Source organism: Streptomyces sp. NBC_00637, assembly GCF_045161545.1.
In the GTDB taxonomy this organism is placed as follows: domain Bacteria; phylum Actinomycetota; class Actinomycetes; order Streptomycetales; family Streptomycetaceae; genus Streptomyces.
On record NZ_CP109046.1, the window covers coordinates 5,728,202 to 5,752,574 of the forward strand.

The following is a 24,373-nucleotide window of genomic DNA, read 5'->3' on the forward strand; positions in this document are numbered from 1 at the left end:
CCAGTCCCGGCTGTGCGCGGTCAGACGCCGACCTCGTCCCCCGCCGCCCGGGTGGCCGGAATGGCACACTCCGCGGGGTCGCCGGCGGGCTGCGCCGCCGCCAGCGCGCGGGCGCGGCGGCGGGCCAGCGGAGCGGCCAGCACGCTCAGCGCGATGAACGCGGCGATGGTCAGCAGGACGATCGTCGCCCCGGGCGGGACATCCTGGTAGTACGAGGTGACCGTGCCGCCGATGGTCACCGTCACGCCGATCGCGACCGCGATGGCGAACGTGGCGGCGAAGCTGCGGCTGAGCTGCTGGGCCGCCGCCACCGGGACCACCATCAGGGCCGACACCAGCAGCAGGCCCACCACCCGCATCGCCACCGTCACGGTGACCGCCGCCGTGATCGCCGTCAGCAGGTTCAGCGCGCGGACCGGCAGGCCCGTCACCCGGGCGAACTCCTCGTCCTGGCTGACCGCGAAGAGCTGGCGGCGCAGGCCGACGGTGACGACGACCACGAAGGCCGCGAGCAGACAGATCGCCGTGACGTCCGACTCGGAGACGGTCGACAGCGACCCGAACAGGTACGAGGTCAGGTTGGCGTTCGAGCCGCCGGGCGCGAGGTTGATGAACATCACGCCGCCGGCCATGCCGCCGTAGAAGAGCATGGCGAGGGCGATGTCGCCGCGGGTCTTGCCGTACCAGCGGATCAGTTCCATGGTCACCGCGCCCAGGACCGAGACGGCGGTGGCCATCCACACCGGGGACCAGGACAGCAGGAAGCCCAGCCCGACACCGGTCATCGCGACATGGCCGATGCCGTCGCCCATGAGGGCCTGGCGGCGCTGGACGAGGTAGATGCCGACGGCGGGAGCGGTGATGCCGACCAGGACGGCGGCCAGCAGCGCCCGCTGCATGAAGGCGTAGTTCAGGAAGTCCATCAGCTCAGCAGTCCCGTGCGGATCGGTTCGGCGCCCGCGGGTGCGTGCGGGTGTACGTGGTCGTGGCCGGGCAGGGCGTGCTGGCCGACGGCGCGCGGGGGCGGGCCGTCGTGCAGGACGCAGCCGTCGCGCAGGACGACCGCCCGGTCGATCAGGGGCTCCAGGGGGCCCAGTTCGTGCAGCACGAGCAGGACCGTCGTACCGGCCGCGACCTGGTCCTTCAGGGTGTGCGCGAGGACCTCCTGGCTGGCCAGGTCGACGCCCGCCATGGGCTCGTCCATGATCAGCAGTTCGGGTTCGGCGGCCAGCGCGCGGGCGATGAGCACGCGCTGGTGCTGGCCGCCGGAGAGGGCGTCGACGTTGTCCCTGGCCCGGTCGGCCATGCCCACGAGGTCCAGGGCGTTCCGTACGGCTTCCCGGTCGGCCTTGCGGAAGACGCCGAAACGGGTGCGGGACAGGCGGCCCGAGGAGACGATCTCCGTCACCGTGGCCGGGACCCCGCCGGCGGCCGTCGTGCGCTGCGGCACGTATCCGATCCGTGCCCAGTCCCGGAACCGGCGCTGGGGGGTGCCGAAAAGCCCGACCTCGCCCGCGCTCACCGGGACCTGACCGATCACGGTGCGTACGGCGGTGGACTTGCCGGAGCCGTTCGCGCCGAGCAGGGCGACGACCTCACCGCGCCGCACGGTGAGGTCGACGCCCCGCAGCACCGGGCGCGAGCCCAGCTCGGCGCGGACCCCGCGCAGGGAGATGACGGATTCCGACGGGACGGACTCGGCCTTCGCGCCGGTGACGCTCGCGTCCATGACGCCCTCCGTAGAGATCACTGGAGATTCACTTCGTTCCCAGGGCTGTCTTCAGCGCCTCGAGGTTCGCCTCCTGGACCGAGAAGTAGTCCGTGCCGCGGGACTTCTTCGTGATGCCCTCGATCGGGTCGAGGACGTCGGTCCTGAGGTTGGCGTCGGAGGCGATGGTCTTCGCGGTCTTGTCGCTGACGAGCGTCTCGTAGAACACGGTCGTGACGCCGTCGGCCCTGGCCATCTTCTCAAGCTCCTTCACGCGGGCGGCGCTGGGCTCCGACTCGGGGTCGAGGCCGTTGATGGCCTCCTCGGTCAGGCCGTAGCGCTCGGCGAGGTAGCCGAAGGCGGCGTGGGTGGTGACGAAGACCTTGGTCTTCGTGTTCGCCAGCCCGTCCTCGAACGATGTGTTCAGGGCGTCGAGCTTCTTCACGAGGGCGGCCGTGTTGGTCTTGTAGTCGGCCGCGTGGTCCGGGTCGGCCTTCTCGAAGGCCTTGCCGACGCCCTCGGCGACCTGGGCGTAGCGCACCGGGTCGAGCCAGACGTGCGGGTCGAGGCCGGAGAGCTCCTCGTTCTCGTGGTCGTCGTGCTCGGCCGCGTGCCCGCCGACCTCGTTGCCGTGCTTCTCCAGCGTGGTGAGCGAGGCGGCGTCGATCTTGGTCTTGATCTCGGACTGGGCCACCGCGTCGTCGACGGAGGGCTGGAGGTCCTTGAGGTAGAGCACCGCGTCGGACTCCTGGAGTGCGGCGGTCTGCCGGGCGCTGATCTCCAGGTCGTGCGGCTCCTGGCCGGGCTCGGTGAGACTCGTGACGTTCACATGGTCCCCACCTATCTGCTCGGCGAGGAAGGCCATCGGGTAGAACGACGCGACGACGTCGAACTTGTCCGTGTTGGCCGCGGCCGCGCTGTCGGAGGAGCAGGCGGAGAGGGTGGCCAGGCCGAGGGCGGTGGCCGCCGCGACCGCGGTGCCGGATATGAGTCGTCGTCGTACGTTCATGACAGTCATTTTCAACAAATATGGAAACCGTTGTCAACAAGGCCTGGTAACGGCTGGGTAAGGGTCTGGGTAGGGATCCGATTTGGTCGAGGGGGAGTCCCCGCCGGTACCCTGAAGTCTTCTCTGGAAGCGCATCTCGCTTCGTCGCCCGTCGTCGTTATGAAGAGAGCACCGTGGCCGCCGACAAGATCGACACCATCGTCAGCCTGAGCAAGCGCCGTGGCTTCGTATTCCCGTGCAGTGAGATCTACGGCGGCCAGAAGGCCGCCTGGGACTACGGACCGCTGGGTGTCGAGCTCAAGGAGAACCTGAAGCGCCAGTGGTGGCGCTACATGGTGACGTCGCGCGAGGACGTGGTCGGCATCGACTCGTCCGTCATCCTGGCCCCCGAGGTCTGGGTGGCCTCCGGCCACGTCGCCACCTTCTCCGACCCGCTGACCGAGTGCACCTCCTGCCACAAGCGGTTCCGCGCGGACCACCTGGAAGAGGCGTACGAGGCCAAGCACAACCGCCTGCCGGAGAACGGCCTGGCGGACGTGAACTGCCCCAACTGTGGCAACAAGGGCCAGTTCACCGAGCCCAAGCAGTTCTCGGGTCTCCTCTCCACCCACCTCGGCCCCACGCAGGACACCGGCTCCATCGCCTACCTGCGCCCCGAGACCGCCCAGGGCATCTTCACCAACTTCGCCCAGGTGCAGACCACTTCGCGCAAGAAGCCCCCGTTCGGCATCGCGCAGATGGGCAAGTCCTTCCGCAACGAGATCACGCCCGGCAACTTCATCTTCCGCACCCGCGAGTTCGAGCAGATGGAGATGGAGTTCTTCGTCAAGCCGGGCGAGGACGAGAAGTGGCAGGAGTACTGGATGGAGCAGCGCTGGAACTGGTACACCGGCCTGGGCATGCGCGAGGAGAACATGCGGTGGTACGACCACCCCAAGGAGAAGCTCTCCCACTACTCCAAGCGCACCGCCGACATCGAGTACCGCTTCCAGTTCGGCGGCAACGAGTGGGGTGAGCTGGAGGGTGTCGCCAACCGCACCGACTATGACCTCTCCGCCCACGCCAAGGCCTCCGGCCAGGACCTCTCCTACTTCGACCAGGAGGCCCAGGAGCGCTGGACCCCCTACGTCATCGAGCCCGCGGCCGGTGTCGGCCGCGCGATGCTGGCGTTCCTCCTCGACGCCTACATCGAGGACGAGGCGCCCAACGCCAAGGGCAAGCTGGAGAAGCGCACCGTGCTGCGCCTCGACCACCGCCTGGCCCCGGTGAAGGTCGCGGTCCTGCCGCTGTCCCGCAACCCGGAGCTGTCGCCCAAGGCCAAGGGCCTCGCCGCCGCCCTGCGTCAGAACTGGAACATCGAGTTCGACGACGCCGGCGCCATCGGCCGCCGCTACCGCCGTCAGGACGAGATCGGCACGCCGTACTGCGTGACCGTCGACTTCGACACCCTGGACGACAACGCGGTCACCGTCCGCGAGCGTGACTCGATGAAGCAGGAGCGGGTGTCCCTCGACCAGATCGAGAGCTACCTCGCCGGCCGCCTGATCGGCTGCTGACCTCGCGTTCCTTCCGCATCGCCTGACGAGTGCCGGGTCCCTTCGGGGGCCCGGCACTCGTCATTCGCGGTGTTCCCGCCGCGGGTGTTCGCGCCCCTGGTGGCTCCGCAGCAGCACGTTCGCGTCCGTCTCCGCGCTGCGGTCGTGCGCGGCCCGGGCGCTCTCGCGCCGTGACGCCAGGTCGTCGCACTCGGCGCAGTCCGGCTCCGGCACGGGCGGGCGGGGCGTGCCGATGCCCACCAGGAACGGCGCGTCGGTCCGAGCCCGCCGGTTCACCGCCCGCACGCCCGCGCTCAGCCGCTCCTCGGCGGTCGCCGGCCGCAGCGCCGCCGGGTCCGCCTGCCACTCCCGGCCGCCACCGACCGGCCGCAGCATCGCGTAGGGGCCGGACCGGTCCTGGTACTCGCCGACCTTGTCCGTCGCGGGGTCGTACAGCAGGGCGCCCGGCTCATGCTGCGTGTCGTACATGTCTTTCGCTCCTTTCACCCAACTTACATACTAATTGTGACAGTTGGGCTACTCTGCGTGGTGGGGGTCGTCGTCAGGATGACCCGCGACCGGGGTCGGCACGCCGCTGACGTGGGGCTGGGCGTCGTCGGGCAGCGCATATTCCACAAATTCCGGAGGGGTGAGATGCCGTCGAGGCGGGTGATCACGGGACGCAGCCAGGAACCTCGGAGACGGTTCGCCGAGGAACTGCGCTCACTGCGGACCGAGAAGGGGGACAGCCTGCGGCAGCTGGAAGTGGTGCTGGGCTGGAACGCCTCGACGTTCGGGAAGATGGAGGGCGGCCAGAGCCTGGGCAGCCCGGAGATCGTCGAAGCGCTCGACCAGCACTACGGCACGACTCCGATGCTGCTCACGCTGTGGGAGCTGGCGGTGGCGGACCCTTCGCAGTTCAAGGAGCAGTATCGGCGGTACATGGTGTTGGAGGCGGAGGCGATCAGCCTGTGGCACTACGGGGGCGGCACCATCCATGGGTTGCTGCAAACCCCGGAGTATGCACGCGAGTTGCTCGCCGAGGGCGGCCTCAAGGGGGAAGAGCTCGACCAGCAGATCGAGGCGCGCATCGGGCGACGGAAGGTGCTGGAGGGGGATGAGGCGCCGCCGTTCCGCATCATCCTGTCCGAGGCGGTGCTACGGAATTCGCTGCGCGGTTGTCAGGAGTGGCGGGGGCAACTGGAGTACCTGCTGGAGGCGTCGGAGCAACCGAACGTCACTCTGTATGTGCTGCCGCATGGCACCGGACTGCACGGCTTGATGGACGCCCCTGTGACGTTCTTGCGGCTGTCGGACGGCCGCACTGTGGCCTATACAGAGAACGTTGTGCGAGGTGAACTGGTCGAGGAAACAGGCAAGGTTGAGGGATTGCAGCGCAGATACGATGGGATTCGTGACCTGCCATTGAGCCCTGCTGAGTCGCGGACGTTCATCTTGCGCATCTTGGAGGTAGTGCCGTGCGAGCCATCGACCTGAGCAGTGTCACGTGGCGCAAGAGTTCCTACAGCAACACGGATGGCGGCAACTGTGTCGAGGTCTCCGACGACCTCCTCAGCGCCGCCGCCTGGCGCAAGAGCAGCTACAGCAACTCGGAAGGCGGCGCCTGCCTCGAAGTCGCCGACGGCGTGACCTCCCTCGTCCCGGTCCGGGACAGCAAGGACCCGGGCCGGGGCGTGCTGGCGTTCGGTCCGGAAGCCTGGAGCCGATTCGTCGGTGCCTACAGGTCGACGTCCATGTAGAGCGCGGCGTGGTCGGAGGCCGCGTCGACCTTCGAGGTCACGGTGTCGAAGGACTTGATGCCGTCCGCGAAGATGCCACGGGTCTCCAGACCGACCTGCTGCACCTCCTGCCACACCTCCGGCGACAGCAGAAGGTAGTCGATCTTGTCCCGCTCGCTCTTGCACTCGCCGAACGTGCCGGGCAGTCCGCGATAGGAGCGGTGACTCATCACGTCCCGCAGCCCCGTGCCCTCCAGCGTTGCGGCGGCGTCGCTGGTCGGATGGTCGTTGAGGTCACCGGCGACGATGACGTGCGGGGTGCGCTCCAGCGCGGACCGGTAGATCTCCGCCACCCGCTTCGCCTGGGCCAGCCGCAGTTCCGGGTCGTCCTGGGACTTGCTCTTCAGGTGGTTGCCCAGGATCACCAGGGGCGTGCCGTTGAGCCGGATCTCGAACTCCGGGCAGTCGCGGCTGAAGAGGCGCTGGTTCGGACGGTCCGGGTTGGTCTCCGAGAGGTGGGACCGGACCGACGTGATGGGGTGCCGGCTGAAGATCCCGATGTCGATGCCCCGGCTGTCGTTGCCGTCGATCAGCATGACGTAGGGGTACGGCCGCCGGTCGAGCGCTCCGGCGAGCACCTGCGTGTTGAAGCGCTCCAGGGTGAGCCGGTCCTCGACCTCGACGGTGAGCAGGATGTCGGCGTCGATCTCCGAGACCACCCGGCCGGTGTTGCGGACCGCGTCCATATCGAGGTCGTCCTGCCCCAGTTCGGCCCAACCGGCCCACGCGGAACGGCCGTTGGCGGTGACGTCGATGCGGGGGTGCTTGCCCGGCCCGGGCGGCTTGAACAGTCCGGAGTCCTTGCCCGGACGGGACTGGTTCACGTAGATCGGGGGCGGGTCCTTCGGGTCGATCTCGTACGCCCGGTGCTTCTCGATGAGCCCGGCGATCTTCGCCTTGTCGTCGGCTGAGTACACCGGCAGGTCGAGGAGGGCGACCAGCCTGGCGTAGTCGTCGAGGATGGTCTTGCGTGCCGCCGCGTCCTCGAGACGGAAGGCCGTGGGTCGGCGGAAGAGGTTCTCCGTGTTGAAGGTGGCGATGCGGATGCTCATGGCAGGCCTCCATGGCGGCGCAGAAGGGCCGCTCGGTCGGCGGCAGGCGCCGCCGGGGTGACTGCGCACCGACATCTCTCATTGTCCTCCGTGTGCGGGCTCCGTCGACCGGACGAGTAACAGATGACAGCTGACAGATATTGAAATCTGTCAGCTGTCATGCCAGACTGGCGTGCATGACGATGCGAACCCGTTCCCTCGGCACCACCGGTCCCCAGGTCTCCGCCCTCGGCCTCGGCTGCATGGGCATGTCCGCGCTGTACGGCGACGCCGACCGGGCCGAGGGGATCGCGACGATCCACGCCGCCCTCGAAGCCGGCGTGACGCTGCTGGACACCGGCGACTTCTACGGCATGGGCCACAACGAGCTGCTGATCGGCGAAGCCCTGCGCACCGCTCCCGCCGCGCGCCGCGAACAGGCGCAGGTGAGCGTGAAGTTCGGCGCGCTGCGCGACCCGGACGGCGGCTGGAGCGGCTACGACGGCCGTCCGGCGGCCGTGCGGAACTTCGCCGCGTACTCCCTCCAGCGCCTCGGCGTCGACCACATCGACGTCTACCGCATCGCCCGGCTCGACCCCGACGTACCGATCGAGGAGACGGTCGGCGCGATCGCCGAGCTGGTCGAGAAAGGGTACGTCCGGCACATCGGCCTCAGCGAGGTCGGCGCCGAGACGATCCGCAAGGCCGCCGCCACCGCTCCGATCGCCGACCTCCAGATCGAGTACGCGCTGATCTCGCGGGGCATCGAGAGGTCGATCCTGCCGGTCACCCGTGAGCTGGGGATCTCCATCACGGCGTACGGCGTGCTGTCGCGCGGGCTGATCTCCGGGCACTTCACCGCCGACCGCAAGCTCGCCGCGAACGACTTCCGGGCCTACTCGCCCCGCTTCCAGGACGGCAACCTCCAGCACAACCTGAACCTGGTGGAGGCCCTGCGGAAGATCGCGGAGCAGAAGGGCGTCTCCGTCGCGCAGATCGCGATCGCCTGGGTGCTGGCCCAGGGCGAGGACATCGTGCCGCTGATCGGTGCCCGGAGCAGGGAGCGGCTGGCGGAGTCGCTGGGCGCCCTGGAGGTCGTCCTGGACACCGCCGACCTCGCCGCGATCGAGGACGCCGTTCCGGCCGACGCCGCCGCCGGTGACCGCTACTCCGCCGCCGCGATGGCCCACCTCGACAGCGAGCGCTGACCGGCCCGGCGGTACGGTCTGACCATGTCACCGACGTCCGAGGCCCTGACCGCCGAGCGCATCCTCGAAGCCACCGAGGAGGTGCTGCGCCGCCACGGCCCGGCCAAGGCCACCGTGGTCGACGTGGCCCGCGCGCTCGGTGTCAGTCACGGCAGCGTCTACCGGCACTTCCGGACGAAGGCGGCGCTGCGCGAGGCGGTCACCAAACGGTGGCTGGACCGTACGTCCGAGAACCTCGCCGGCATCACCGCCGACGAGACGCGCGCGCCGGAGACCCGGCTGCGCGACTGGCTCGCGGCGCTCTTCGAGGCCAAGCGGCGCAAGGCGGGCGACGACCCCGAGCTGTTCGCCACCTACATGGTGCTGACCCAGGAGACGGGCGAGGCGGTCGGCGAGCACCTCGCCGACCTGACCGGCCAGCTGACCCGGATCATCGAGGCGGGAATCGCGTCCGGCGCCTTCACCGCCCCGGACCCGAGGGTCTCCGCGGTCGCCGTCTTCCACGCCACCGGCCGCTTCCACGACCCCGGCTACAGCCGGGTGTGGGAGCGACCGGGGGCGCAGGAGGACTTCGTCGCGCTGGTGGACCTGCTGCTGCGGGGGCTGCGGGCCGCGGCCTGACCTGCGCGGACCCGGCGGCGTTCAGCGTGGCGTCACCCAGCCCGGTGTCCAGGCCCCGGCGACGTCGTGGCCGGCCGAGGTGGCGGCGAGGTGGGCGCGGAGGGTGGCCAGCGCCGGGTGGGGGTTGTCGCGGTGCCACAGGAGCGAGTGCGGATAGACGGGCGTCGGGTCGGTCACCGGGATGAGCCGCAGGCCGTGGCCGACGGGCCAGACGAGGCGGGTCCGCCCGCCCATGAAGGTGGCCAGGGCGGGGGTGTCGGCGATGGTGTCGAGGAGGGCGTCGGAGCCGAAGTTCGGGCCGGTCGCCTCGATGGTGAGGCCGAACTCGGCGACGAGGTCGTCGTAGTAGGCGGTCCACTCGGTTCCGGGGGCGAGGCCCGGCATCCAGATCCGGTGCCCGGCGAGCCGGGCGAGGGGCACGGACCTGGCGCCCGCCAGCGCGTGGGCGGGGCCGGTGAGGAGCTGGAGCGGCTCGTCGAGCACCCGGACGGACTCGATGTCCTCGGGCAGCGGCCGGCCGGGCGCCGCGACGGCGCGGAAGGACGCGTCGATCGTGCCGGACCGGAGGGCGGCGAGCGCCGTCTCGATCTCGAACAGCATCACCACGTCGAGGTCGATCCCGGGGTGTGCCCCGTGGAAGTCGCGCATCAGGCCCGTCGCCGCGCCCCGTGAAGCGATCACGTCGACGCGCAGCGGCCGGTGGCCGGTGCGTACGGACGCTGTCGCCCGCTCGGTGACACGCAGCAGCTCGCGGGCGTGGGGCAGGAACGCCTGCCCGTCGATGGTGAGTTCGGCGCCGCGCGGGGTGCGGGTGAACAGCCGCACCCCGAGGGTGCGCTCCAGCGCGGCGATGCGTTTGGAGACGGCCTGCTGGGTGACGCCCAGCTCGGCGGCGGCCTCCTGGAACTGCCCCGCGTCGACGGCGGCGACGAAGGTCCGGACGGTATCGAGGTCCATGCCGACACCCTAGAGAAACAACCGTTGGTTGTGCTCAGGCGGTCCCGCGGTTGTTTGATCCCCGTGTGCGGTGCCCGCTTGGATGATTCCGATCGCGGATCGGTTGTGCGGGCCAGGGCGAGGGGCGAGTGCCCGGTGGTGAGAGCTCAGTGGTGAGCGGCGAGGGGCGGCGGGCATGAGGAGCGGGCACCGGCTGGGGCGACCGTTCGGGTGGCTGTGGGGGGCGTACGGGACCAGCGCGCTCGGCACCTGGCTCGCCTTCGGCGCGTTCCCGCTGATCGCCATCCAGGTGCTGCACGCCGGACCGGCCGAGGTCGCCGCGCTCTCCTCCGCGGGGGCCGCGGTGGGCGCCGTCGTGGCGGTGCCGCTCGGCCCGTGGGTGGAGTTCCGCCGCAAGCGGCCGGTGCTGATCGCGATGGACCTGGTGCGGTTCGCGGCGCTGCTGACGGTCCCCGCCGCGTACGCGCTCGACGTCCTCACCTTCCTGCAGCTGCTGCTGGTGTCGGTCGTCGTCGCGGCGGCCGACATCACCTTCCGCGCCGCCTCCGGCGCGTACCTGAAGACACTGCTGCCGGCCGAGGACCTGCTCGTCGCCAACGCCCGCTTTGAGTCCACCTCCTGGACGACCACGATCATCGGACCGCCGCTGGGCGGCGCGGCGATCGGGCTCCTCGGCCCGGTGGCGACGGTGGTGGCCGACGCGGTCAGCTACCTGCTCTCGGCGCTCGGCATCCGCGCCATGGGCGGCCACGAGCCGCCGGCCGAGCGGCGGGACGCCCCGCGCATGCGGGCCGGGGACCTGCTCGACGGCTGGCGGTACATCCTCGCCGACGCGACGCTGCGTCCGCTGTTCTTCAACACCGCCCTGTTCAACGGCCTGGTGATGGCCGCCCAGCCGCTGCTGGCCGTCCTGATGCTCGGCCCGCTCGGGTTCGCGCCCTGGCAGTACGGCCTGGCCTTCGCCGCGCCCTCGATCGGCGGGCTGCTCGGATCGCGGCTGGCCCGGCCGCTCGTCACCCGGTTCGGGCAACGGCGGGTCCTGGTCGGATCGGGGGCGCTGCGCGCGATCTGGCCCGTCGGCCTGGCCTTCCTCGGGCCGGGCGCCGGCGGGCTGCTGCTGGTGGTGGGCGTCGAACTCGGGCTCATCTTCTGCTGTGGGGTCTTCAACCCCGTCTGCGCCACCTACCGCCTCGAGCGCACCGAGACCGGGCGGGTCGCCCGCACCCTGTCCGCCTGGGCGGTGACGACCAAGGCGTCGACCGCGCTCCTGACGGCCGTCTGGGGCGTCCTGGGCGGTCTGCTCGGCCCACGCACGGCCATCGGCCTGACCGGCGTGCTCCTGCTGGCGACCCCGCTGCTGCTGCCCCGCCGCACGGCAGCACCGCCCTCCGAGCCGGAGCAGGACCTGGAGCAGGTGCGGGCACCGGAGCCGGAGCAGACCCCGGAGCAGACGCCGAATCCCGGCGGCCGGTGATCGCCGGGACCGCGTCCGGGCAGCCCGGGGGGTCGCCCGGAGGTCAGGTAGCGGCCGTGCACCGCCAGAAGTCCCGCATCAACGGCGTCGGCGTCGGGTTCTCCATCGCCACCTGGGTGAGCAGGATCGTGACCGTGCCCGTCTGCGGGACGATGTGGGCCGTCGTTCCCGTGCCGCCGACCCAGCCGTAGCGGCCGGGCACGTTCCACGGGTCGACGGGGGAGACGTCGACCGAGCCGCCGTAGCCCCAGCCCTGGCCCTCCAGGAACAGCGCGCCCGACTCCCTCTGCTGTCGCGTCAGGTGATCGGTCGTCATGCGCATCACCGACGTCGGCGAGAGGAGAGCGCGGCCGCCCGCCTCGCCGCCGTTCAGGAGCAGACGGGCGAACGCCAGATAGTCGTCGGCCGTGGACACCAGCCCGCCGCCGCCCGACGGGAAGGCCGGGACGCCGCTCCACTGGCCGTCCGGGGTGTCCGCCACCTCCAGGGCGCCGGCGCCGTCCGGACGGTAGGCGGTGGTGAAACGGTCCCGCTTCTCCTTCGGGGCCTCGAACGCGGTGTCCTTCATGCCCAGCGGTTCGAAGATCCGTTCCGCCAGGAACCCGGGAAGCGTGCGGCCGGACACCCGGGCGATCAGAACGCCCTGGAGGTCGGAGGCCGTGCCGTACAGCCACGCCTCGCCCGGCTGGTACAGCAGGGGGACGCGGGCCAGGTCCGTCAGCCAGGTGTCCGGGTCCGGGTAGGCCTGCGGGGCCCGGCCGTCCTTCTGCACGCCGAACAGGGCCCCCACCGCCGGGAGCGTGAAGTCGGCGGGGAAGCCCCAGCCGGGGCGGGAGCTCAGCAGATCCTCGACCGTGATCGGCCGGGCCGTCGGGACCACGTCGTCGACGGGCGCGGACGGCGTACGCACCACGACCGGGTCCGCCAGCTCGGGCAGCCACTCGGCCACCGGCGTGTCCAGGGCGATCCGCCCCTCCTCCACCAGCATCAGCAGCGCCGCCGCCGTGACCGGCTTGGTGATCGAGGCGATCCGGAACAGGGACTCCCGGTCCATCGGGGCGGTGCCCTCGACATCCAGCGAACCGGCGGTCACCACCTCCACCGAGTCACCGCGGGCCACGAGGCCCACCGCCCCTGGTGCGGTGCCGTCGTCGACATACCGTCGCAGGGTCTCGTGCAGAGCGCTCATGGGGGCCGGCCTTCCGGTGCGATTGCTGCTCGTCGTCCTTACGACTCCCGGAGCGGTCGGAAGTCATCGCGACTCGCGGCCCTCCGCGGGATCCACCGTCGCCTGATGCGCCTCGGCGAGGTGTTCCTCGGCCTTCAGCCACGGCAGGAACTGCGCTCCCTTGCGCCAGCCGCACGTGTCACATCTGATCGTGCGCTGCACTCCCGCGCGCCGCACTCTGACGACATGCTCCCGCCCGTGCTGATCCCAGCGACTCACCCTGCTCGTGTTGATCTCCAGCACCACGCCTCCCGAAAGTCTCGGCCGGCAAGGATTGTGCAGCATTCCGAACATCAACAGGGGTTCCGGCCGGTCGGGTTGACCCAGCCGTTCCCCTCGACCCGGTCCGGCGCGCCGCGGTCACCCCACCGTGCGCGGCAGCCGCAGGCTCAGCAGCCCCGTCACGACGACCCCGCCCAACTGCACGGCCAGCGTGGCGACCAGGGCGTCCCGCACGCCCATCCCCGGGACCAGGGAGAGGAACAGGGTGCCGAGGGTGGCCACCCCCAGTGCCAGCGCGGTCTGTTGGGTGGTCACCATCACACCGCTGCCGACACCCGCGCGGGCCGGCGGCACCTCGGACATCACGATCCGCATGACGACGGGGAGTTGGAGCGCCTGCCCCGCACCGGCGACCGCCGCGCCCGGCAGCAGCGCGACGAAGCCCACGTCCGGCCAGTCGGCGCGGACCGCCAGCAGGATGAGGACGACACCCACGCCGTGGACCACCGCACCCGCGGTGACCACCCGGGCCCCGAACCGCGTCACGAGCCGTGGCCCGGCCAGCGAGACGAGGAAGAACGCCACCGCCATCGGCGCGAGCGCCAGACCGGCGGACACCGGCCCCAGTCCCGCCCCGCTCTGGAGCGCCACGGCGATGACGAACATGAACCCGCTGAAGCCGATCGAGAACGGCACCATGAGCGTCAGGCCGCGCCGCAGCGGGGTGAGCGCGAACAGGCTCGGCGGCACCAGCGGGGTACGGCCCTGCCGGTCGGCCCGCCGCTCCACCGCCAGGAACGCGCCCGTCACCAGCGGGAACGAGGCCAGCGACAGCCACGTCCACAGCGGCCAGCCCGCCGCCCGGCCTTCGGTGAGCGGGACGAGCAGCGTCAGCAGGGCGGCGGCGAGGAGCACGGTGCCGGGTCCGTCCACCGGGTCGGGACGCGGCGAGCGCGTCTCCGGGACGGCACGGACGGCGAGGACGAGCCCGACGGCCACGACGGGGACGTTCACGAGGAACACCGACCGCCAGCCGCTGCCGGCCAGGTCCGCGGCGACCAGTACGCCGCCCAGGATCTGGCCCGCGACCATCGCCAGCCCGGCGGTAGCGCCGTACAGACTCATCGCCTTGGCGCGACGCGGCCCCTCGGTGGACGACTGGATGGTGGCGAGCACCTGCGGGACCATCGCGGCGGCCGACGCGCCCTGCGCGACCCGCGCCGCGACCAGCGACCACGCGTCGGGCGCGAGCCCGCAGGCCAGCGAGGTCAGGCCGAACGCGGCCATGCCGCCCAGGAAGAGCCGGCGCCGGCCGAACAGGTCGCCGAGCCGGCCGCCCAGCACGAGCAGGACGGCGTACGCGAGCCCGTATCCGGCGACGACGAGTTCGAGGACGGACTCGCTCGCGGCCAGATCCCGGCCCATGGTGGGCAGGGCGACGTTGACGATGAAGAAGTCGATCAGCGGAAGTGCCGCGCCGAGCAGCACGGTGAACAGCCCGAGCGAGCCGAGCGCACGGGGCGCCGCGACCGACCGGGCGGGGGCGGGGGTGGTGAGGGTTTCAGTCACGCTCCCGAGCCTGCGCCGCCGCCCAGACGGGTACCAGATGCTTCTTATCCTGGTAGAAGGAGTACCTGGCAACAGGGTCCGGGCGGGCGCACGCTGGAGGCATGACGACGATGGCCCCGGAAACACGCGCGCGCGAGACCCGGGAAACCCGCGGAGCCGGGGGAGACCGCGACCTCCGAGCGGGCCGTGAGGCGGGGGACGGCCGCGGGTCGCGCGCGGCGGGCGGGGAGATCCGGCGCCACGAGCTGGCCGCCTTCCTGCGCAGCCGCCGCGAGCGGATCACGCCCGAGCAGGTGGGACTCCCGCGCGGAGCGCGCCGCCGCACCCCGGGACTGCGCCGCGAGGAGGTCGCCCACCTCTCTGCGGTGGGCGTCACCTGGTACACCTGGCTCGAACAGTCCAGGGACATCCAGGTCTCGGTCCAGGTCCTCGACGCCCTCGCCCGCACCCTGCTGCTCGACCCGAGCGAACGGGCGCACCTCTTCCAGCTGGCCGCCGCGACCGACCCGACCCCCGCCTCGTCGTGCACCGGCGTCACCGACGCCGTACGCGAGGTGCTCGACCAGCTCGACCCGCTGCCCGCCTGCGTCCAGAACAGCCGCTACGACATCCTGGCCTACAACCGCACCTACGCCCATCTGCTCTGCGACCTCGACGCGATCCCGCCCGAGGACCGCAACTGCATGATCCTCGTCCACACCCACCCGCGGTGGCGCGAGTCGGTCGTCCACCTCGACGAGACCATGCGCCTGATGGCCGCGAAGCTCCGCGCCTCCATGGCCGGCCACCTCACCGAGCCCGCCTGGAAGATGCTGGTCAAGAGGCTCCAGTCGGAGTCACCGGAGTTCCGCGAGAACTGGGAGCGCTACGAGGTCGTCGCGACCCGCAGCAAGACCAAGCAGTTCCGCAACCCGCACGTCGGCCTCCTCGACCTCACCCACACCGACCTCTGGCTGAGCCCGGAACCCGGGGCGCGTCTGGTGACGTACGCACCGGCGGACGAGGTGACCCGGGAGCGGCTGGAGAAGCTGTACGCGTTCGCGCAGGCGCCTTTCGCCGAGACCGCCGGCACCGCCGAAGCCGCCGACGTCGTCGAAAGCCCTGAGGTCGCCGAGGCCACCGAGACCGCCGCCGACGCCGAGCGCGGGGTCAGGCGCTGAGGCTCGCGGCCTCCCGGACCTCCGGCGACTCCAGCCGCCGCGCGGTCCGCTCCGCCGTCAGCCGGGCCCAGGCTCCGGTCGTCACGGCGCCCAGCACGAGGACGGCGGCACCGCAGCCGGTGAGGATCCACCAGCCGGGGACGGCCGCCGAGACGAAGGTGTCGCGGTAGGCCGAGGTGCTCACGCCCGCCGCCAGGACCGCGCCGATCACCGCGACGCCCAGCGTCTGGCCCAGCTGGCGGCTGGTGGAGGCGACCGCCGCCGCGACCCCCGCCTGACCGCGCGGCATGCCCGACACCGCCGTGTTCGTGATCGGCGCGTTCACGAACCCGAAGCCCACCCCGAACAGCACGTACCCGAGGAACAGGGTCACGTCGGACGTCTCCGCCTCGAAGACGGCGAACAGCAGCCCGCTCGTCGTGATCGCGGCGCCCGAGATCAGCAGCGGCAGCCGCGGTCCCCGGCTGCCGACCAGCCGTCCCGACAGCGGGGCACACAGGAACATCGGCACCGCCATGGGCAGCATCCACAGCCCGGCGTGCAGGGCGTCGAGCCCCCGTACGTTCTGGAGGTACAGCGTGGACAGGAACAGGAACCCGCCCAGCGCGGCGAACGCGGCGACCGCGACCACGGTCGCCCCGCTGAACGGCACCGACCGGAAGAAACGCAGGTCGACGAGGGGTTCATCGCGCCGGGGCTCGTACCAGAGCAGGCCGATGAGTGCGGCCAGCGCCACCGCCGCGAAGGGGAGGCTGGTCGAGGCGCCGGCCTCCGGCGCCTCGATGATCGCGTAGGTGAGGGGGCCGAAGAGGGCGATGACCAGCAGCTGGCCGACCGGGTCGGGGCGGCGGGCCTCGGCCGCGCGGGACTCCGGGACGTACCGCAGGGTCGCCAGCAGCGCGACCAGGCCGATCGGCAGGTTGAGCCAGAAGATCGACCGCCAGCCGACGGACTCCACCAGCAGTCCGCCCAGCAGCGGGCCCGCGGCCATCGAGATGCCGACGACCGCGCCCCAGACGCCGATAGCCCGGGCCCGTTCACGGGGGTCGGTGAAGGTGTTGGTGATGATCGACATGGCGACCGGGTTCAGCATCGAACCGCCGACCGCCTGCACCAGCCGGGCCACGACCAACAGCTCCAGATCCGGGGCGAGCGAGCACAGCAGCGAGCCGATCGTGAACACGACCAGCCCGGCCATGAAGACCTTCTTGCGGCCGATCCGGTCGGCGGTCGATCCCGCGAGCATCAGCAGCACGGCGAGCACGAGCGTGTACGCGTCGATCGTCCACTGGAGACCGGCGGTGGAGGCGTGCAGGTCGCTCTGCATCGCGGGCAGGGCGACATTGAGCACGGTGACGTCGAGGCTCACGATCAGCAGGCTCATGCAGCAGATCGCGAGGACCAGGAGACGTCGGCGAGGGCTGAGCTCGGGCATGCGTTCCATCGTAGCCGACATCAATAGTGCGCCTAACTAATGGTCGATACATGATCCGTCGGCCGGTGCGGAGGCGGGTGGGCGGCGGGTGCGGTGACGGGTGCGGAGGCCGCGGTACGCGGGCCTTTCGGCCGGGTGCGCGGCCGGGTGCGTGGGCTGTGCGCGGGCGAGCGTGGGGGCGGGGACGGAAACGGGCGGCCGGGCACGCCGTCCGATGCGTGACAATGGGTGGATGCCCACGACCGCGCCCACGCAGAACGCGACCCTCCGGATCGGCCCGCACACCGTCACCCCGCCGGTCGTCCTGGCCCCCATGGCCGGGATCACCAACGCTCCCTTCCGCACCCTGTGCCGGGAGTTCAGCGGAGGCAAGGGCCTCTTCGTGAGCGAGATGATCACGACCAGGGCGCTGGTCGAGCGCAACGAGAAGACCATGCAGCTGATCCACTTCGACGCGACCGAGAAGCCGCGCTCGATCCAGCTGTACGGCGTCGACCCCGCCACCGTCGGCAAGGCCGTCCGCATGATCGCGGAGGAGGACCTCGCCGACCACATCGACCTCAACTTCGGCTGCCCGGTCCCCAAGGTGACCCGCAAGGGCGGCGGCTCCGCGCTCCCCTACAAGCGCCCCCTGCTGCGGGCCATCCTGCGGGAGGCGGTGAGCGGCGCCGGCGACCTGCCCGTGACGATGAAGATGCGCAAGGGCATCGACGACGACCACATCACCTTTCTCGACGCCGGCCGGATCGCCGTCGAGGAGGGCGTCACCGCGATCGCGCTCCACGGACGCACCGCCGCCCAGCACTACGGCGGCACCGCCGACTGGGAGGCGATCGCCCGTCTGAAGGAACACGTCCCGGAGATCCCCGTCCTCGGCAACGGCGACATCTGGTCGGCCGACGACGCGCTGCGCATGGTGCGCGAGACCGGCTGCGACGGCGTGGTCGTCGGACGCGGCTGCCTCGGCCGGCCGTGGCTGTTCGCCGACCTCGTGGCCGCCTTCGAGGGCCGCACGCAGGCCCCCGCCGGAGACGAAGGCGCCGGAGACGACGCCGCCGGCTACGGTGCGCGCCCGTCGCTGCGCGAGGTCGCCGACGTGATGGTCCGGCACGCCACTCTGCTCGGCGAATGGATCGGCGACGAGCCGCGCGGGGTCATCGACTTCCGCAAGCACGTCGCCTGGTACCTCAAGGGCTTCGCGGTCGGCTCCGAGATGCGCAAGCGCCTCGCCATCACCTCGTCGCTCGCCGAACTCCGGGCCGGTCTCGACGAGCTGGACCTCGACCAGGCCTGGCCCACCGGCGCGGACGGCCCCCGGGGCCGCACGTCCGGCAACAACAGGGTCGTGCTGCCGGACGGCTGGCTGAAGGACCCGTACGACTGCGCGGGCATCAGCGAGGACGCGGAACTGGACACCTCCGGCGGCTGACGCCCGCCGCACGCTCAGCCCGTCGACGGGTGCGGCGTCGAGCCGTACGCCTTCAGGAACCTGTCCCGGAAGGAACTCATCTTCCACACCGGGGCGTCGTGGGCCGGCTTCAGGCCGTCCGTCCAGTTCCAGCCGGCGATCTTGTCGAGGACCTTCGGGTCCTTGGCGACGATCGAGACCGGCACGTCCCGGCTGGCGTTGTTGCCGCTGACCCGGCTGATCGGCTGATGGTCGCCGAGGAACACCAGGACGGTGTCGTCGGTGCCGTAGCGCTCCAGCCACTCGGTCAGCGCGGTCACCGAGTACTGGATGGACTTGCCGTACTCCTCCTTTGACTTGGCGGAGTCCGAGATGACGTCGGACGCCTTCTCGCCGGCCTCCTCGATGCCCTCGAAGACCGAGCCGTCGCCGAGCTCGTCCCAGTCGACCATCTTCGGGATCGGCGCCCAGGGCTGGTGGCTGGAGGTCAGGATGATCTCCGACATCAGCGGCTTGTCGCGGTCGGTGCGGCCGTGCTCCAGCCGCTGGAACGCCTCCAGCGCGTACTGGTCGGGCATGGTCGACCAGCTGAACTTCGGCCCCTGGTAACCCATCTGGAAGGCGTTGTAGACCTTGTCCAGGCCGTAGTACTTCTGCTCCGGCCAGCCCTTCTGCACACCCGGCATGACACCGACCGTGTCCCAGGCGCCGGACTTCTGGAACGCCTTGGTCAGCGACAGGTGGTCGCTGGCCATGACCGTGCGGTACCGCTGCTGGGTGTCGACCCAGAGGCCGGACATGGTGGTGGAGTGGCCGAGCCAGCTGCTGCCGCCGTATGTCGCCGACGTCAGCCAGCCGCTCTTCGCGCTGAAGCCCGCCTTCGCCAGCGCGGCGGTGCGGGTTTCCAGGGTCTCGTCGACGCCGGGCGCCATGCCATCGTCCTCGATGGCGCTGCGGCCGTAGCTCTCGATGAAGGTGAAGATCACGTCCTTGCCGCGCAGGTCCGGCACGAGCTGGGCGGGCGGGGTGGCCCCGAACGTGTCGCTGCGGGCCACCTTCCCGAACGCCGCCTCGTCCCGCAGGGTCTCCCGCACCCGCCCGGCCTCGAAGGCCAGCGTCCTCACGACCTGGTCGGAGGCGACCGGCAGCTGGGCGTACTGGACACCGAGGACGGAGCAGGTGATCCAGACGGTGCCCGCGATCAGCGTGCCCCGGGTCGCCCGCCGGGTGTCGCGCACCAGGATGCCGCTCAGTCTGACCGTCGCCAGCGCCATGCCGGCCATGATCAGTACGACGAGGAGGACGAGCCCGATCGACGCGGCCATCGCGACGGTCCCGCCCATAGAGTCCGCCACGTACGACCGCGCGTCGTCCAGCAGGGTCCAGTCCAGGACGAGGTCGAAGTCGCGGCCCAGATACTCCACGAACTGCATGTCGAGCACGTTCAGTATGGTCAGCGCGCCCAGGGCCGCGCCGGCCACCGCCGCCAGCGCCACCCGGGGCCGGCGCGGCAGCGCCAGCAGCACGGCCGCGCCGATGATCGCCTCACCCGGCAGCCGCGCGAACCGGCTCACGTGCAGCGAGAAGACACGATTCGGCAGGGACAACGCCCCGAACACGAGCACCAGGGACAGGACGGTCGCCGTCCACCACAGCACCCGAGCGGCCCGCGGATACCGCCCCCGCCACCCCCGCCAGTACGCGACCCGGGCCCGAAGACCCCGCAGCTCGCCCCGGCCGGCCCCGGCGGACGCACCGGGCTCGGCGGACTCTTCGGGCACGTCGGGCTTGCTGGACTCTTCGCGGTCGCTGGGCTCGGCGGTCTCGCCGGCCTTGTCGGGCTCCGCGGACTTGCCGGACTCGCTCGACTCGCTGGGCCTGCCCTCGGCGGGCGGGGTCTCGGCGGCCGGGTTTTCGACGGTCGCGCTCTCGACCGCTGGGCCATCGACGGTCGCGCTCTCCACCGTCGGGCTCTCCGCTGCCGGGCTTTCGCCGGCCGGGGTCTCGGTGGTCGCGCTCTCCCTCGCCGGGCTCTCCGCCGCCGGAGGCTCCGGTTCCGGTCGGGTCGTCGTGGTGGGCGTCGGGGTGTCGTCCTCGGGGCCTTGCGGTGAGGGCAGTGGGGACGAGTGAGTGGTGACAGGCACCCGAGGGTCCTTCCGTACGAAGCCCGGCGGTTCGGGGGATCCGGCAGGGAGCCGGATCCGCCACAGTTTCGTACGGGCTGCCCTCGGCTCGCGTTCAGCCCCCTCGGCCAGCGCTCGGCAAACACCACGCAAACGTCACGCCAAGCAGCCGGATTACGCGCCCCCGACCGCTGTGAGCAGCGCCAACGGCGCCGCCGCCGAACGGGACTCCCGTACACACGCGTGCGGGTACGGTACCGGCTCCGCGTGGGTGTCGCGGCCGTAGCCCGCGAGGACCTCGGGGAGACGGTGCCCGGTCGCGGTCGCCGCGTCGACCAGCCCGTGGGCGACCGTACGGGCCTCGTCGTGCAGGCCGTAGCGGGCGAGACCCAGCGTGATCAGCGCGTTGTCGTGCGGCCAGACCGAACCGCGGTGGTAGGAGAGCGGGTGGTACGCCGGCTGCCCGGACGCCAGGGTGCGTACGCCCCAGCCGGAGAAGAAGTCCGGTTCGAGCAGCCGCCGGCCGACGGTCTCCCCGTACTCCTTGTCCAGCAGCCCCGACCAGAGCAGATGCCCGGCGTCCGAGGCGAGCGCGTCGACCTGGCGGCCCTCGCCGTCCAGGGCGAGCGCCGGGAAGGAACGCTCCCGCATCCAGAAGTCCCGCTGGAACCGGTCCCGCAGGTCGGCGGCCGACTGTTCCAGCAGTGCCGCGTACTTCTCGTCCTCCCACACGGTGCGCGCCACCCACGCCGTGCGGCGCAACGCGTCGTAGGCGTACCCCTGGGCCCCCGCCGCCAGCACCGCACCGGTCGCGCGGGTGCCGTCCGCGGAGCAGATGGCGCCGGGGGAGTCCTTCCAGTTCTGGTTGGCCAGACCGCCCTGGTCGGCCCGGTACACGAGGTACCCGCGGGAGGTGAGCCCGCCGTGGTCCAGCATCCAGCCGATCGCCGCCCGGGCGTGCGGCTCCAGCCGCCGGGCCAGCGCCAGGTCACGGGTCTGCTCGACATACGAGCCGAGGAGCACGAGGAACAGCGGGGTCGCGTCCACCGAACCGTAGTAACGGCCGTACGGGACCTGCCCGAAGTGGGCGAGTTCGCCGTGCCGCATCTCGTGCACGATCTTGCCGGGCTGGGCCACCGTCCGCGGTCCGGTCTCGGTGGCCTGGGCCGCGGCGAGCGCGAGCAGCGTGGCGGCGGCCGGGCGGGGGCGGTAGGGGAGGGCGAAGAGCGAGGTGAGCAGGGCGTCCCGGCCCAGCAGGGTGAGGAACCAGGGGGCGCCCGCCGCCGGGACGCGCAGTTCCTCGCCGTCCGGGCCGGTCGCCTGCACCTGGAGCGCGGCCAGGTCCGCAAGGCCGCGCGCACAGGCCGCGGCCAGCTCGGGCCAGCCGGTCGGGAAGGCCACGCCCTCCACGAACTCGCCTTCCCTCGCGAGGAGTTGTCCGGTGACCGCCGCCGGTGAGCGGGGCACCCGCAGGGTGCGTTTCTCTCCGTGCGGCCGGGCCATCACCCGCAGGGTCAGCTCGGCCGAGCCGTGCGGGTCGAGCTCCAGCTTCCACACCAGCCGACGGGCGCCGGTACCGGTCTCCTCGACGCCGTCCGGCACGGGCTCGGCCGTCACCGTCGTACAGGACTTCCACTCGCCGCGCCGGTAGGTGAACTCCACCCCGTCGTCGAGGATCTGGCGGCGGCGGACCACTCCGGTCTTGGCGTACGTACGGTGGTCGGAGCGCAGCTCGAACTGGTCGGTGAAGTCGGCGTCGGCGGTGACCGCGAGGCGGACCGTCGTCGGCACCGGCCGGTTGCTGACGACCCGCAGCGATTCCACGAACGAGCTGTCTCCGACGGCCTGTTCACGGAAGAGCGTGCACGAGGGCGGCTCGTTGCGGCCGCCGCGCGGGACGAGCACGCACCGGGTGGTGTCCCCGTCCGCGACCGGCGAGAGCACCTCCGGGACGGCGCCGTCGACCGTCAGCTGCCAGCGGCTGAGATGCCGGGCGTCGCGCACGAACAACCCCTCGGGGGACCCGGCGGCCGCCCCGGAACCCCCTACGCCGCTGATGTCCCCGCGGTCGCCCACGGCAGCGAACGTCCCGCCGTACACGAGCAGATGATGCCGGTCCGTCATCCCCGGACCCCTCCCTCGAGAGCCTTGATACCCGTGCCGGCCGTGATGTCCGGACCGGCCATGACACCCGTGCCCGACGTGGTGTCGTCGTGCAGCAGGTCGAGCGTGAGCGCGGCGGTCCAGCCGAAGCCGGTCGCGCCGCAGGCCTCGCCGGTGTACGGGTCGACGTACTCGGCGAAGTCGGAGGTGTCCGCGATGTCCAGCACGGCCCGGCGCAGCGCGTCCGCGTCGGCGTGGTCGCCGTGCAGCCTGAGACCCCGTTCGAGCAGCCAGTTCGTGTTGAACCAGGCCGGGCCGCGCCAGTAGCGGTTCGGGTCGAAGGCCTCGCCGAGCAGGTCGTAGCTGGGCGCGAGGCGGGTGGTGGTGCCCAGACCGAAGTGCGGGCCGCGCAGGGTGCGTACGAGGGCGGCGGCCACCTCGCGCGGCAGGCCGGGCAGGAGGAGCGGCACCAGACCGGAGACGCCCCGCTCCGGGATCAGGGCGCCGGTGAGCGGTCGCCGGCCCCGTTCGGGAGCACCGCCGAGCGGATCGGGGCCCCGGTCCGGGTCGCCGCCGCGCAGATCACGGCAGAAGAACATGCCCTCCGCCGGGTCCCACAGCCGCTCGACGAGGGCGGCCGTGAGGCGCTCCGCGCGCGCGTGCCGGGCCGTGCCGGTCGCCCCGAGCTCGAACGCGATGCGCGCGAGGGCGTGTTCGGAGGCGATGAGCAGCGCGTTGAACGCGGGATCCTCGACCGCGAACTCCGCGCCGCCCCCGGCGCGGTGGCCCCCGATTCCCTCGCCACCACCACCGAGCCCGCCCGCATGCCCCCCGTCCCGCTCCCCGCCGTCCCGTGTCCCGCGGTCCCGTACTCCTCCGTCGCGGTAGCCGCCGTCCCGGTAGTCCGTGGCCAGCCGCACGTACCGTCCGTAGTCCAGGTCCGTCGGACGGTCCTCGGGCGCCCCGTGGTCGAGGTCGGCGCGCCGGAAGGAGCGGGCCGGGGCCGGGGTGACCCTGGAGAGCGGCGCGTCCCAGCTCGGCGCGTTGTCCATGCCCTGCTCCCACGGATGGACGACGGACACCAGACCGCCCCCGCCCAGGTCGCGCCGGTGCAGCAGATAGCGGTGCCAGGCGGCCAGCCGGGGGTACACCCGGGTCAGGAAGCCGCGGGAGCGGGAGAGTTCCGGGTCGGCGGAGTGCACCAGCCAGGCCGCGAGCGCGTGCACCGGTGGCTGCACGATGCCCGAGGTCTGTACGGTGCGCGGGGCGCCCGCAGCGCGCCCCGCGGTCGAGGAGCGCCAGAAGTCCGGGCTCGGGAAGTACGCGTCGAGCGGCACGGAGGGGTTGAACACGATGTGCGGGATGCGCCCGTCGCCCCACTGGGCGGCCAGCAGCGTCTCCAGCTCCGTCTGGGCCCGGTGCGGCGACACGTGCCGCAGTCCGATGGCGATGAAGGCCGAGTCCCAGGACCACTGGTGCGGGTACAGGCCGGGGGAGGGGACCGTCGACGCGCCCGTCCAGTTGCCCGCCAGCACGTTCGCCGCCCGGCGGCGCAGCGCCGCGAGGTGCGGGGTCCCGGGCGCCGGGGCCCCGAGGTGCGGCGGGCCCGGCGGCGCTGCCGGATCGTATGCAACGGCGTACTCCGCCGGGCGGGCGATGAGTTGGGCGGTGCGATCCACTCGGGGCTCCCCGAAGACGACAAGGCCGACCGGTTCGGCAGTGGCTACCGTAGAGTTACGTCTATTTAACACGCAAAACTCAATATGTAATGCAGGCTTGGGAA

Annotated in this window: 21 protein-coding genes; 8 read left to right on the top strand and 13 right to left on the bottom strand. The window is 71.7% G+C overall.

Annotated elements, in window-relative coordinates; translation table 11 throughout:
• Nucleotides 1-20 precede the first annotated feature (20 nt).
• Genes OG440_RS25155 through OG440_RS25165 form a run of 3 tightly spaced genes read right to left on the bottom strand, consistent with a single transcriptional unit; the run spans nt 21 to nt 2,717 of the window.
• Entirely contained in the window at nt 21-923 is a 903-nt protein-coding gene (locus OG440_RS25155; RefSeq protein ID WP_406009042.1) for a metal ABC transporter permease, read from the bottom strand.
• Nucleotides 923-1,729 carry a metal ABC transporter ATP-binding protein gene (locus OG440_RS25160; protein ID WP_406009043.1) on the bottom strand — a complete coding sequence of 269 codons (807 nt, stop codon included), beginning with the start codon at nt 1,727-1,729 and terminating at the stop codon, nt 923-925. The genes OG440_RS25155 and OG440_RS25160 overlap by 1 nt, the downstream gene beginning before the upstream one ends.
• A 28-nt stretch (nt 1,730-1,757) precedes the next feature.
• The gene (locus OG440_RS25165) at nt 1,758-2,717 is read right to left on the bottom strand and encodes a metal ABC transporter substrate-binding protein (protein WP_406009044.1); all 960 of its coding nucleotides are present in this window, start codon (nt 2,715-2,717) and stop codon (nt 1,758-1,760) included.
• A gap of 173 nt (nt 2,718-2,890) precedes the next feature.
• On the opposite strand from OG440_RS25165, the gene OG440_RS25170 reads away from it, so the two are divergent.
• Nucleotides 2,891-4,273 (top strand): glycine--tRNA ligase, encoded by a 1,383-nt coding sequence (locus tag OG440_RS25170; RefSeq protein ID WP_406009045.1) that lies wholly within the window; start codon nt 2,891-2,893, stop codon nt 4,271-4,273.
• Between the two features lie 60 nt (nt 4,274-4,333).
• Here the strand turns inward: OG440_RS25170 and OG440_RS25175 are convergent, their stop codons facing one another.
• Nucleotides 4,334-4,741, bottom strand: a complete 408-nt coding sequence (locus OG440_RS25175) for a hypothetical protein (protein ID WP_406009046.1) — start codon at nt 4,739-4,741, stop codon at nt 4,334-4,336.
• Nucleotides 4,742-4,906: 165 nt separating this feature from the next.
• Between OG440_RS25175 and OG440_RS25180 the strand changes: the two genes are divergently transcribed.
• Together OG440_RS25180 and OG440_RS25185 are read left to right on the top strand one after the other, a co-directional pair.
• Complete coding sequence (locus tag OG440_RS25180) at nt 4,907-5,749, top strand: helix-turn-helix domain-containing protein (protein ID WP_406011452.1); 843 nt, start codon at nt 4,907-4,909, stop codon at nt 5,747-5,749.
• Complete coding sequence (locus OG440_RS25185) at nt 5,731-6,012, top strand: DUF397 domain-containing protein (RefSeq protein WP_406009047.1); 282 nt, start codon at nt 5,731-5,733, stop codon at nt 6,010-6,012. Before OG440_RS25180 ends, OG440_RS25185 begins: the two co-directional genes overlap by 19 nt.
• On the opposite strand, the gene OG440_RS25190 is transcribed toward OG440_RS25185, so the two are convergent.
• On the bottom strand, nt 5,991-7,103 hold the full coding sequence (locus OG440_RS25190) for an endonuclease/exonuclease/phosphatase family protein (RefSeq protein WP_406009048.1): 1,113 nt from the start codon (nt 7,101-7,103) through the stop codon (nt 5,991-5,993). The genes OG440_RS25185 and OG440_RS25190 overlap by 22 nt on opposite strands.
• A 176-nt stretch (nt 7,104-7,279) precedes the next feature.
• Between OG440_RS25190 and OG440_RS25195 the strand changes: the two genes are divergently transcribed.
• Both OG440_RS25195 and OG440_RS25200 read left to right on the top strand, forming a co-directional pair.
• Nucleotides 7,280-8,290 (top strand): aldo/keto reductase, encoded by a 1,011-nt coding sequence (locus tag OG440_RS25195; RefSeq protein WP_406009049.1) that lies wholly within the window; start codon nt 7,280-7,282, stop codon nt 8,288-8,290.
• Between the two features lie 24 nt (nt 8,291-8,314).
• Nucleotides 8,315-8,911: a TetR family transcriptional regulator gene (locus OG440_RS25200; RefSeq protein WP_406009050.1), complete on the top strand. Its 597-nt coding sequence runs from the start codon at nt 8,315-8,317 to the stop codon at nt 8,909-8,911.
• A gap of 21 nt (nt 8,912-8,932) precedes the next feature.
• On the opposite strand, the gene OG440_RS25205 is transcribed toward OG440_RS25200, so the two are convergent.
• Nucleotides 8,933-9,868: a LysR family transcriptional regulator gene (locus OG440_RS25205; RefSeq protein ID WP_406009051.1), complete on the bottom strand. Its 936-nt coding sequence runs from the start codon at nt 9,866-9,868 to the stop codon at nt 8,933-8,935.
• A 175-nt stretch (nt 9,869-10,043) separates the two neighbouring features.
• On the opposite strand from OG440_RS25205, the gene OG440_RS25210 reads away from it, so the two are divergent.
• Nucleotides 10,044-11,342 carry an MFS transporter gene (locus tag OG440_RS25210; protein WP_406009052.1) on the top strand — a complete coding sequence of 433 codons (1,299 nt, stop codon included), beginning with the start codon at nt 10,044-10,046 and terminating at the stop codon, nt 11,340-11,342.
• A gap of 43 nt (nt 11,343-11,385) precedes the next feature.
• Here the strand turns inward: OG440_RS25210 and OG440_RS25215 are convergent, their stop codons facing one another.
• From OG440_RS25215 to OG440_RS25225, 3 genes are all read right to left on the bottom strand, one after another.
• Nucleotides 11,386-12,531, bottom strand: a complete 1,146-nt coding sequence (locus tag OG440_RS25215) for a serine hydrolase domain-containing protein (protein WP_406009053.1) — start codon at nt 12,529-12,531, stop codon at nt 11,386-11,388.
• Between the two features lie 63 nt (nt 12,532-12,594).
• On the bottom strand, nt 12,595-12,813 hold the full coding sequence (locus OG440_RS25220; protein ID WP_406009054.1) for a hypothetical protein: 219 nt from the start codon (nt 12,811-12,813) through the stop codon (nt 12,595-12,597).
• 117 nt (nt 12,814-12,930) lie between these two features.
• Nucleotides 12,931-14,361, bottom strand: a complete 1,431-nt coding sequence (locus tag OG440_RS25225; protein WP_406009055.1) for an MFS transporter — start codon at nt 14,359-14,361, stop codon at nt 12,931-12,933.
• Nucleotides 14,362-14,462: 101 nt separating this feature from the next.
• Here OG440_RS25225 and OG440_RS25230 point away from each other — a divergent pair, with 101 nt between their 5' ends.
• Complete coding sequence (locus tag OG440_RS25230) at nt 14,463-15,521, top strand: helix-turn-helix transcriptional regulator (RefSeq protein ID WP_406009056.1); 1,059 nt, start codon at nt 14,463-14,465, stop codon at nt 15,519-15,521.
• On the opposite strand, the gene OG440_RS25235 is transcribed toward OG440_RS25230, so the two are convergent.
• Nucleotides 15,511-16,956, bottom strand: a complete 1,446-nt coding sequence (locus OG440_RS25235; RefSeq protein WP_406009057.1) for an MFS transporter — start codon at nt 16,954-16,956, stop codon at nt 15,511-15,513. The two genes, OG440_RS25230 and OG440_RS25235, sit on opposite strands and share 11 nt — an antisense overlap.
• A gap of 232 nt (nt 16,957-17,188) precedes the next feature.
• Between OG440_RS25235 and dusB the strand changes: the two genes are divergently transcribed.
• Nucleotides 17,189-18,385, top strand: a complete 1,197-nt coding sequence (gene dusB / locus OG440_RS25240) for a tRNA dihydrouridine synthase DusB (RefSeq protein WP_406009058.1) — start codon at nt 17,189-17,191, stop codon at nt 18,383-18,385.
• A gap of 14 nt (nt 18,386-18,399) precedes the next feature.
• Here the strand turns inward: dusB and OG440_RS25245 are convergent, their stop codons facing one another.
• The 3 genes from OG440_RS25245 to OG440_RS25255 form a co-directional block, all read right to left on the bottom strand.
• A complete protein-coding gene (locus OG440_RS25245; RefSeq protein WP_406009059.1) occupies nt 18,400-20,508 on the bottom strand; it encodes a CDP-alcohol phosphatidyltransferase in 2,109 nt (702 codons plus the stop codon).
• Nucleotides 20,509-20,661: 153 nt separating this feature from the next.
• A complete protein-coding gene (locus OG440_RS25250) occupies nt 20,662-22,611 on the bottom strand; it encodes a glycogen debranching N-terminal domain-containing protein (RefSeq protein WP_406009060.1) in 1,950 nt (649 codons plus the stop codon).
• A complete protein-coding gene (locus OG440_RS25255; protein ID WP_406009061.1) occupies nt 22,608-24,269 on the bottom strand; it encodes an MGH1-like glycoside hydrolase domain-containing protein in 1,662 nt (553 codons plus the stop codon). Before OG440_RS25255 ends, OG440_RS25250 begins: the two co-directional genes overlap by 4 nt.
• Nucleotides 24,270-24,373 lie beyond the last annotated feature (104 nt).